Consider the following 9,531-nt stretch of genomic DNA (forward strand, 5'->3'; position numbering starts at 1 on the left):
ATCATACTCATCGACCACGAACGGCTTCATCGCCGGGGCGTTCAGGATCTTGCGCAGGATCTTGATGGCCTCGACATTGGTCGTGCGGTCGGTCTCGGTCGACATGTAATTGATCCGGATCTCCGGCGGCACGCTTGGGTCCGGGCTCTTGATCCGCAAGGTGCCGCGGCTCTCCGGACGAAGCTGGCACACCGAGGCGGTGAATCCGGAGAAGGCGTGCAGCTTCTCGCCCATCTTGTCGGTCGAGAACGGCAGGAAGTGCACCTGGATGTCGGGCGAAGCCAGGCGCGGGCTGGTCTTGAAGAACGCGCCTGCCGTCCCGGCTGCGATCGTCAGCCAGCCCTTGCGAAACAGGGCATAGCGCGCGCCGGCCATGGTGCGGCGCAGCGGATGATTGACGGTGTCGTTGAGCGTGATCTTCTGCGAGCAGCGCATCACGATGCGGACCTGCATGTGGTCCTGGAGATCGCGGCCGACGCCCGGCGCTTCCAGCACGACCTCGATGCCGTGCTGGCGCAGCAGATCGCCGGGGCCGACGCCGGAGAGCTGGAGCAGCTGCGGCGAGTTGTAGGCGCCGCTCGACAGCACGACCTCCTTGCGCGCACGGGCGCGGCGCAAGGCGGCGCCTTGCCGGTATTCGACGCCGACGGCGCGGCGTCCTTCGAAAAACAGACGCTGGGCGTGTGCGGAAGTTTCGATCTTGAGATTGCTGCGCGCCTTCGCGGGACCGAGATAGGCCACCGACGTCGAGGCGCGGCGGCCGTTGCGCGTCGTGGTCTGGAACAGGCCGACGCCTTCCTGCGTCGCGCCGTTGAAGTCGGGATTGTAGGGCAGGCCGGTCTCGACCGCGGCGTCGATGAAGGCCTTCGACAGCGGATCGGTCACGATCATGTTGGACACCGGCAGAGGTCCGCCCGTGCCGTGATACTGGTCGGCGCCGCGCGACTGGTTCTCGGCCTTCTTGAAATAGGGCAGCACGTCGTCATAGCCCCAGCCGGTATTGCCGAGCTGGCGCCAGCGGTCATAGTCCTCGTGCTGGCCGCGGACATAGAGCAGCCCGTTGATCGAGCTCGACCCGCCCAGCGTCTTGCCGCGCGGCTGGAACACCTGACGGCCCTTCAGCTCGGGCTCCGGCTCGGTCTGGTACATCCAGTTGACGGTCTTCTCCTTGAACAGCTTGCCGTAGCCGAGCGGCACGTGGATCCAGATGTTGGAATCCTTCGGGCCGGCTTCGAGCAGCAGCACGCTGTGCTTGCCGTTCGCGGAGAGCCTGTTGGCGAGCACGCAGCCGGCGGAGCCGGCACCAACGATGATGTAGTCGAACTCGGGATCTGACGGTGCAAGGGCGGAATTTGCGGTCATGCGCGACTGTTCTTCTTGTTGACGAGGGCGTTTCGAGTTCTGAGTAGCACGATCATGGCTTGACGCGCAGCGCCTCGACCAGCGACTTGAACGCACGGGCGTATTCCGCGCCTGCCCTTGCGATATCTGTGCGGCCGGCGCAGGCGACCGCAGCCTCCGTCACCGCGCCGAGCAGCAGCCGCGCCAGCGGCTCGACCGGCTGGCGCGCGATCAGGCCAGCCTCCATCGCTGCGGACAACGCACGCGGCATCTTGCCGCCAAAATGCTGCGCGTCGATCTCGCGCCAGCGCTCCCAGCCAAGCACGGCCGGCCCGTCGCGCAGGATGATCTGTCCGGTCGCCCCCTTCGCGGTCGCGGCAAAATAATGCTGAGTGCCCCCGACCATGGCGGCCAGCACGTCCTTTTCAGTGCGCGCAGCGCGGTCGATCTCGGCGACGAGATCGCGCGAGACCAGGTCGAACACCGCCTCGAACACCGCCTCCTTGGTCTTGAAGTGATGATAGACCGCGCCCTTGGCGACACCCGCTCCTTCCGCGATCTCGTCCATGGTAGTCGCGGCAAAGCCATGCGCCCCGAACAGCCGCCGCGCCGCCGTCAGGATCGCCTCCGATGTCGCCGCCCGCCGCTCCGCTTGCTTGGCCATGGGTCTCGTCTAATCGAATCGGGCTGGCGCTACCAGTTGACTTTTAGACCGTCGGTCGGTATTTACCGACCATCAGTCGGTTACTTCTTGGGTGCATCATGCCGAGCCGTGAGATCGTCGAAGCCTTTGCGAAGCGGCTGGAGGATGGCGACTTTGTCGGAGCAATCCTCGACTATTACACGCCTGATACCGCGACCTACGAGAATCTCGCCGCGCCGGTGATCGGGCGCGACAAGCTCGCGGACAAGGAGCGTGGCGTGCTGGCGGCGTTCAAGCAGGTTACTGCCGTGCGCATCGGCCCGAGCCTGATCGATGGCGACACCGTCGCCAGCCGATGGAAATTCTCCTTCACAAATGCCGAAGGCGTCGCGCGGACGCTGGAGGAGATCGCCTGGCAGACCTGGCGAGGCAACGAGATCATCGAGGAGCGGTTCTTCTACGACCCGAAGCAACTCGGACGGTGAGCAGGATCGCGCCTATCGATACAGCATGACCGCGGCCAGGCCGACCAGAGGCGCAAGAAACCGGACGGCCTGCCACAGAGAGCCATCGATCGACCAGCGTCCGTAGAAGACGGTGCCGCCGCGTTGAGATGGCGACGCCGGTTGATCCCGAAATGCCTTCCATCGCACCTCGGCAGGCCCGAGAAAATCTTCCGGCTTGACGGTCATGTCGGCACTGCTCAGCACCACCTGCATCATCTCGCCTTTCGGCTGAAACATGGCTTCAGTCCCGGGTGGCGCGAAGAAGCTGCGCTTAGAGGCGATGTGCTGCTCATAGAAGTCCCGATCGACCGTAACGGCCGCAGCATGTGAACTGACGTACGGCACACCCGAGATGCCGGGAACGACGAGATGGCCCACTCCGTGCACCTCCTGCCAGGGAATGAAGAGACCCTTGAGCCACGGCCTGTGAAACCGGATGCCCGCGGAAGACATGGAGATGACCGCCCGATCCGCGTAGAAGTGGCGGTAGGCTGAAAACGCGATCCATCCGAACCCCAGATACAGCAGCATCCAGCCGAAAACGTTCAGCGATGGATTCACGAGATGGCTCCAATAGAGGCTGCGCATGGCGCCGACGTAGCTGGAGCGGCCGCTTGTCCCGCCGACCAGCACGCTGATCACACCGATGACGCCGGAGACGATGATCAGGACCAGGAGGCCGATCAACAATTCGAGAAGCAACGGCAGGCCGGACCGTCCGATCAGGGTCGTGAGTGCATAACCTGCGAACGCCAGCCCCAGCAGAGCCACATAGACGACGGCCAAAACCGCGCCATGCTGGCCGCGGCTCTCGGCATGAAGCGCGACCGCGAGGCCGGCGACGCAAGCCCACATGGCCCAGGGAAGGCGGTCCATCCGCCATTTGTCCATCGTGTATTCGACCGTTGCCGACACGTCGGCTGAAGGCTCGCTCATGCACAGGCCCTCGGAAATTCGAACGCATCCCTTCCGACGCGGCGCACGGTCGCCTGATCGGTCCGGGAAACGTATCACGCAATCAGGGGGACGTCCCGATCCGCTGACGAGCACACACAGCAACGCAGCGGCCGGTGTTGAGGTCCGGATGGGAGGCAGACGATCCCCAGAGCCCGGGGCGCGGCGATTGCGAGGGGACTTGTCATTTAACGACTGATCGGTCTATATATCTGCATGAGGCAAAACACGCCAGCGCCGATGCCCCGTGGCCGGCCGCGAAGTTTCGACGTGGACGCTGCCGTCGAACGCGCGATGGACGTGTTCTGGTCGCGCGGCTATCACGCCACGGCGCTGCCAGATCTCCTTCGCGCGACCAAGCTGTCGCGGGGCAGTCTCTACGCCGCTTTCGGCGACAAGCATTCGCTCTTCTTGCGCGCGCTCGATCGCTACATCGCGGATGCCTTGGCGCGGATGGATGTCGAATTCGATCCCCGGAACGATCCAGTCGACGGCCTGCGGGCCTACCTGGTCGGCTACGTCGAGCGCACCAGCGGAAGCAACGGCCGGCGCGGATGCCTCCTGGTGGCGACGGCCATGGAATTGGCTGGCGGAGATGCCGACGTCGGTCGGCGCGTTGCAAGATTCTTCAAGGCGATGGAAACCAAGGTGACGGAGACCTTGTCCCGCGCGAAAGCGGCGGGCAGGTTGGCCGATGGCGTCGAGCCCGCAACGGCCGCGCGAATTCTCGTCTGTTTCGTCGAAGGGCTGCGTGTGGTCGGCAAAACGGCACCGCCACGGACCACATCGCAGGCGGCCGTCGACGCTCTCATCGGCCGTTTCGTCAGGTAATCACGCCGTGACGCTCCCGCTGATGGTTACGCATATATTTGGACTGATCAGTCTTTAAAAGGACGTGCGCCATGTCTGCCATCCAGATCGTCTGCGCGATCGCCGTTCCCCTGATCTGGGGCTATCAGTTCGTGGCCATCAAGGTAGGCGTTGCGGAGTTTCCGCCGCTCTTCTTCCTCGCACTGCGCTTTCTGGCCATAGCACTGCTGCTTGTGCCGTTCGTCGCCAGGCCCACGCGTCGACAGCTCGGCCCGGTCGCAGCCATTTCGCTTTTCCTGGGCGGACTGAATTTCGGGCTCTTCTACGTTGGCCTCGGGCTCGGCTCGGGAAGCATGTCGGCCGTCGCATACCAACTCGCCACGCCCTTCACGGTCCTGTTGGCCTGGCCGCTGCTGGCGGAGAGACCGTCACTTGCCACCTGCGCCGGAGTGATGCTTGCATTCGTCGGCGTGGCCGTGCTGGCGGCGGAGCCGGGCCAGTCCACCAACCCGCTTCCACTGCTGCTCGTGGTCGGAGCGGCTTTCGCCTTCGCGGTATCCAACGTGCTGACGAAACGCTACGGCCCCTTTGACCCTTTGATGCTGATGGGATGGTCGTCGCTGCTCACGGTGCCGCAGGTCATGCTGATGTCGCTGCTGCTGGAATATGGACAAGCGGCGAGCCTTGCGGCGGCGGGCGAACGGGGCTGGCTGGCGCTCGCCTACACGATCTTCGTGGGGGGAGTAATCGGTTTTGGTCTCTGGTTCTGGCTGATCGCCCGTTGCTCGATGGTGCGCGTCGCGCCCTTCGGTCTGCTGCTTCCGGTTTTCGCCCTGCTCTCGAGCGTACTGTTTCTCGGCGACCGACTGACGCCGAAGCTGATCGTCGGCGGGCTGCTCGCGATGTCGGGGGTCGCAATCACTCAGCTGGGGCCGCGCCCTCGCCCCGCTTGATGTCGGGCCTGCCGGACATTTGTATCGATTTGTTATCGATACTGCGTGAGAACACGCAGAAGTGGTCGCGGCCGGCGTGGCGATCGGGGATAATTCATAGTTCGTCAAAGGTTTGCACCGAATTCTCCCGATCGAGCCGGACAACGGCCGATGCTGCTAGGCTATCGAATGCGGACTAGAACGACCAATTACGTCGCCCGGCTGTTCGCCGGCGATCTGTCTACCTTTGGCGGTCCAGCAACCGACGAAGCCATGGCGGGCCATATCCGCGCCGAGCAGATGTCGCTGGTGCTGGGTTATTCGGTCGGCATCATGCTCGGGAATGCCTGCAACGCCATCGTGCTCGCGATCGCGCTGTGGCAGTCGCCGGACAGAACCCTAGCGCTGATCTGGGCCGGCACCGTCGCCGCCGCCGCGATCGGATTCGGCCTGCAATCGCGCGCTTCGCGCCGCATCATCAAGCCGCAATTCGTCTCGCGTCGTACCATGCACCGCCTGGTGCGGAACGCCTTCATCCTCGGCGTGGCCTGGGGCATCGTCCCGGTCGCTTTCTTCGCCGATGCTTCGACCGGCGGGCAGCTCGTCATCACCTGCCTGTGCTCGGGCATGCTGGCCGGCGGCGCACTGGCCTTCGCCACCATCCCGATCGCGGCCATCGCCTTCACGGCGCCGATCTTCGTCGGCATTGCGATCTGCCTCGGCAGGAACGGCGACATGGCCTTCGTGCTGATCGCCTTTCTCGTCGTAGTGTATGGCAGCGTGCTGCTGCGCGGCGTCTTCGTCAACTCGTTCGCCTTCGCGCGGCGCGTGATGCGGCAGATCGAGGCCGAGCGCACGGTGCGGCTCGATCCCCTCACCCATTTGCCCAACCGCGTCGCCTTCAACGAGACGCTCGATGCAGCCTTGAAACGACAGTCGCTCTCCGGCGAAGAGTTCGCGGTGCTGCTGCTCGATCTCGACCGCTTCAAGGAGGTCAACGACCGGCTCGGCCATCCCGCCGGCGACGAATTCCTGGTCCAGGTTGCAAGCCGCCTGCAACGCTGCACGCGCGCCGCCGAGCACGTCGCCCGCATCGGCGGCGACGAGTTCGCGCTGGTGATGGCGAATCTGGGGCGGCCGGAGGATGCGCTCGACATCGCCGAGCGCTTCGTCGCGGCCTTCGCCGAGCCATTCCCCATCGAAGGCCGCCAGATCGTGGGCGCGACCAGCGTCGGCATCGTGCTGGCGCCGCGCGACGGCAACACGCCGCTCGACCTCATGAAGAATGCCGACGCCGCGCTCTACCGCGCCAAGAAGGCGGGACCCGGCACGATCCGCTTCTTCGAGGAAGCCGACGACAAGGTGTCACGCGACCGCAAGGCGCTGCAAGCGGACCTCGCCGGTGCGATCGCGCGAAACGAGCTGTTCCTGGTGTTCCAGCCGTTCCTCGATCTCGGCACCAACGAGGTCACGGGCCTGGAGGCACTGCTGCGCTGGCAGCATCCGACGCGCGGACTGGTGCCGCCGAGCGAATTCATCCCGATCGCGGAAGAGACCGGGCTGATCCATGGGATCGGCGAATGGGTGATCCGCCGCGCCTGCGCCACGCTTGCCGAGTGGCCGGAAGAGGTCAGGGTCGCCGTGAACTTCTCGGCAGCGCAATTTCACAACGCGGGCATTCTCCAGACCATCGTGCAGGCGCTCGCCGATGCCAAGGTGTCTCCAAGCCGGTTCGAGATCGAGATCACCGAATCGATGCTGCTGTCGAAGTACGGTTCGGCCGCCTCGATCCTGAAAGCGCTGCTGCAACTCGGCGTCACCGTGGCGCTCGACGATTTCGGCACGGGGTTCTCGTCGCTGACCTACCTGCGCAAGCTGCCGTTCAGCCGCATCAAGATCGACCAGTCCTTCATCCGCGACATGTTGGCTCAGCCGGATTGCGCCGCGATCGTGAAGTCGGTGATCTCGCTTGCACGCGATTTGCGGATCGGCGTGGTCGCGGAGGGTGTCGAGACCACCGGTCAGCTGGAATATCTACGGCAGATCGGTTGTGACGAGGTGCAGGGCTATCTGATCAGCCGGCCGGTGGCCGCGGATGCGGTGATGGCGCTGCTGGAGACGAGGAAGCCACGCGCGACTTACGCGGCGTAGGAATCAGACGGAGCCTAGGTGCCAGCCACGAGGACGGTGGGCCCCCTCGCCCGCTTGCGGGAGAGGGTTGGGGAGAGGGTGTTTCCACGGCGGGATTCCTCCAGAGGAGAGAGCCCTCACCCGCGCCTTCGGCGCGACTTCGCCCGCAAGCGGGAGAGGTGGAGTCCGCGGCGCGGTCTGTTGCTCCCTAACAGGCCACAGAACTCGGCTAAACCGCATCCGCCCTTAGCAGCGTATCCACCGTGATCGTGCCCCGCGCGCGGGAGACGCAGGCGCAGATCTTGTGGTTGCTCTGCTTCTCGTGGTCGCTGAAGAAGACGTCGCGATGGTCGATCTGGCCGTCGACCGCGACCACGTCGATGGCACAAAGGCCGCATTCGCCGCGTTTGCAGTCGAACAACACTTCGTGGCCGGTGGCGTTGAGCACGTCCAGCATCGAGCGCTCGCGGGGGATCTCGAGTTCGACATCGGAGTCCCTCAATCGCACGCGAAAAGTCTCGGTCGGCAAGGTGCCGCTGGAGCCGAAGGTCTCGTAGCGGAGATCGGGGAGCGGATGGCCAGCCTCGATCCAGGCATGGCGCGCGGCGTCGAGCATGCGCATGGGGCCGCAGAACAGGGCCAGCGTTCCCTGCGGCAGTGAAGCGAACAAGCCGTCGAGATCGAGCCGCCTGCCCTCGTCGCCCGCGTGGACGACGAGGCGGTCGCCGAGCGTTGCGGCGAGCTCATCGAGATAGGCGGCCTCGCCGCGCGAACGCACCGCATAGTGCAGGACAACGTCCGCCCCGCGCCGCGCCAGCGCCTGCGCGGCGCCGAGGATCGGCGTGATGCCGATGCCGCCGGCAATCAGGCAGTATTTTTCGCGCGACCAGTCGACGGCGAGCAGCGATGCGGGCTGGGTGATGTCGAGCCGCGCGCCCGGCTGCAAGGACCACATGTAGCGCGAGCCGCCGCGGGAATCGTCGGCGCGGCGCACCGCGATCTTGAAGCCGTCCGGCGAGGCTTCGCCGACCAGCGAATAGGAGCGCGTCTCCGGCTGGCCGCCGACGTTGACGCTCACATTGATGTGGCTGCCGACCGGATAGCCCGTGACGTCGAACCGGTCGGGCTTGATCAGGAATTCGCGGATGCCGGGCGCAAGGTCGCGGATCGACACGAGTGTGGACGGAATCCAGGTCTCGATGAAGCGCATGCTGACTGCCTCAATCGGTTGCGGTCTTGATCAACGCGAGCGCCGGCAAGAGGTCCAGATGGGTCCGGTTGCGCAGCGCTAGCCGCAGGTTTCGCACCGCGAGCCGGGCATGCTCGCGCATGATGGCTTCGGCACGCGCGCCTTCGCGGTTCTCGATGGCGTCGATCACGACGCGATGGTGCTCTTGGGCGATGATCAGGATCTGCTGCGCCTCCGGCAATGCCGATTGCGCCATCACGAAGCCGCTCGGGGATGCAAACGGCAGCGCCGAGGCGCGGTCGATCTGGCGAATCAGCGGCGGGCTGCGCGACAGTTCCGTGAGCTGGGCGTGGAAACGCGCGTTCAGCGCGACATAGGACGAGAAGGCATCGACCGAGATCGGCACCTGCGCCAGCAGCTCGTCGATCGCGGCCAGGCACTCCTTCAGCGGCTCGAGCTCGCGCGCGGAGACGCCGCGCTCCGCGGCAAAGCGCGCCGCCAAGCCTTCCAGCGTGCCGCGCAGCTCGATCGAATCGGAGATGTCGCGCTCGGAAAACGCCTTCACCATGAAGCCGCCGGAGGCGATCCCCTCCAAGAGGCCCTCCTCTTCCAGCCGCACCAGCGCCATCCGCACCGGCGTGCGCGAGGCGCCTGTCGTCTCCACCGCCTGCAGCTCGGAGATGCGCTCGCCGGGACGCAGGGCGCCCGACAGGATCTGGTCGCGCAGCGCGAGCTGCGCCTTCACGGTCTGCGAGACGGAGCGGTCGATCTCACGGTCGGCCATGGTCTACTCCGCAGCCTGAAGGTGCTGTGGCGCGTTTTCCTTCGCCACCATCCGGTCGATCAGCTTGCGCGACCACATCGCGCCGGCGTCGATGTTGAGATTGTAGAAGATGCGATCCGGGTTCTCGTCCATCGCGCGCTGCTGGGCTTCGAGGATCAGCTCGTCCTCGCGGAAGATGCCGGAGACGCCCTCGCGGATTTCGGTGGTGAGGCGCTGCTCGCCAAGCCGGTAGTTGCGGACGA

Annotated in this window: 9 protein-coding genes and 1 pseudogene; 4 read left to right on the forward strand and 6 right to left on the reverse strand. The window is 65.3% G+C overall.

Going from position 1 to position 9,531, the window contains the following annotated elements; translation table 11 throughout:
- Both JHD07_RS23380 and JHD07_RS23385 read right to left on the reverse strand, forming a co-directional pair.
- Window positions 1–1,362: GMC family oxidoreductase N-terminal domain-containing protein (locus tag JHD07_RS23380; protein WP_291626309.1), on the reverse strand; the 1,362-nt coding region annotated here is incomplete at its 3' end.
- Between the two features lie 52 nt (window positions 1,363–1,414).
- A complete protein-coding gene (locus JHD07_RS23385) occupies window positions 1,415–2,005 on the reverse strand; it encodes a TetR/AcrR family transcriptional regulator (RefSeq protein ID WP_291626311.1) in 591 nt (196 codons plus the stop codon).
- 98 nt (window positions 2,006–2,103) lie between these two features.
- On the opposite strand from JHD07_RS23385, the gene JHD07_RS23390 reads away from it, so the two are divergent.
- Window positions 2,104–2,469, forward strand: a complete 366-nt coding sequence (locus JHD07_RS23390) for a nuclear transport factor 2 family protein (protein ID WP_291626314.1) — start codon at window positions 2,104–2,106, stop codon at window positions 2,467–2,469.
- Window positions 2,470–2,481: 12 nt separating this feature from the next.
- Here the strand turns inward: JHD07_RS23390 and JHD07_RS23395 are convergent, their stop codons facing one another.
- Entirely contained in the window at window positions 2,482–3,366 is an 885-nt protein-coding gene (locus tag JHD07_RS23395) for a hypothetical protein (protein WP_291626316.1), read from the reverse strand.
- A gap of 294 nt (window positions 3,367–3,660) precedes the next feature.
- Between JHD07_RS23395 and JHD07_RS23400 the strand changes: the two genes are divergently transcribed.
- The 3 genes from JHD07_RS23400 (at window position 3,661) to JHD07_RS23410 (ending at window position 7,337) form a co-directional block, all read left to right on the forward strand.
- The gene (locus tag JHD07_RS23400) at window positions 3,661–4,275 is read left to right on the forward strand and encodes a TetR/AcrR family transcriptional regulator (RefSeq protein ID WP_291626317.1); all 615 of its coding nucleotides are present in this window, start codon (window positions 3,661–3,663) and stop codon (window positions 4,273–4,275) included.
- A gap of 71 nt (window positions 4,276–4,346) precedes the next feature.
- Complete coding sequence (locus JHD07_RS23405; protein ID WP_291626319.1) at window positions 4,347–5,207, forward strand: EamA family transporter; 861 nt, start codon at window positions 4,347–4,349, stop codon at window positions 5,205–5,207.
- A 168-nt stretch (window positions 5,208–5,375) separates the two neighbouring features.
- Window positions 5,376–7,337, forward strand: coding sequence for an EAL domain-containing protein (locus JHD07_RS23410; RefSeq protein WP_291626325.1), 1,962 nt, complete (start codon window positions 5,376–5,378; stop codon window positions 7,335–7,337).
- A 208-nt stretch (window positions 7,338–7,545) separates the two neighbouring features.
- Here JHD07_RS23410 and JHD07_RS23415 read toward each other — a convergent pair whose 3' ends face one another.
- From JHD07_RS23415 to JHD07_RS23425, 3 genes and pseudogenes are all read right to left on the reverse strand, one after another.
- Window positions 7,546–8,526: a PDR/VanB family oxidoreductase gene (locus JHD07_RS23415; protein ID WP_291626321.1), complete on the reverse strand. Its 981-nt coding sequence runs from the start codon at window positions 8,524–8,526 to the stop codon at window positions 7,546–7,548.
- A 10-nt stretch (window positions 8,527–8,536) separates the two neighbouring features.
- Window positions 8,537–9,289, reverse strand: a complete 753-nt coding sequence (locus JHD07_RS23420; RefSeq protein WP_291626323.1) for a GntR family transcriptional regulator — start codon at window positions 9,287–9,289, stop codon at window positions 8,537–8,539.
- A 3-nt stretch (window positions 9,290–9,292) separates the two neighbouring features.
- Window positions 9,293–9,531 (reverse strand): annotated as a pseudogene (locus JHD07_RS23425) (aromatic ring-hydroxylating dioxygenase subunit alpha); the annotation flags it as partial.

The sequence above is a fragment of the Bradyrhizobium sp. genome (genome assembly GCF_016462955.1).
In the GTDB taxonomy this organism is placed as follows: Bacteria; Pseudomonadota; Alphaproteobacteria; order Rhizobiales; family Xanthobacteraceae; genus Bradyrhizobium.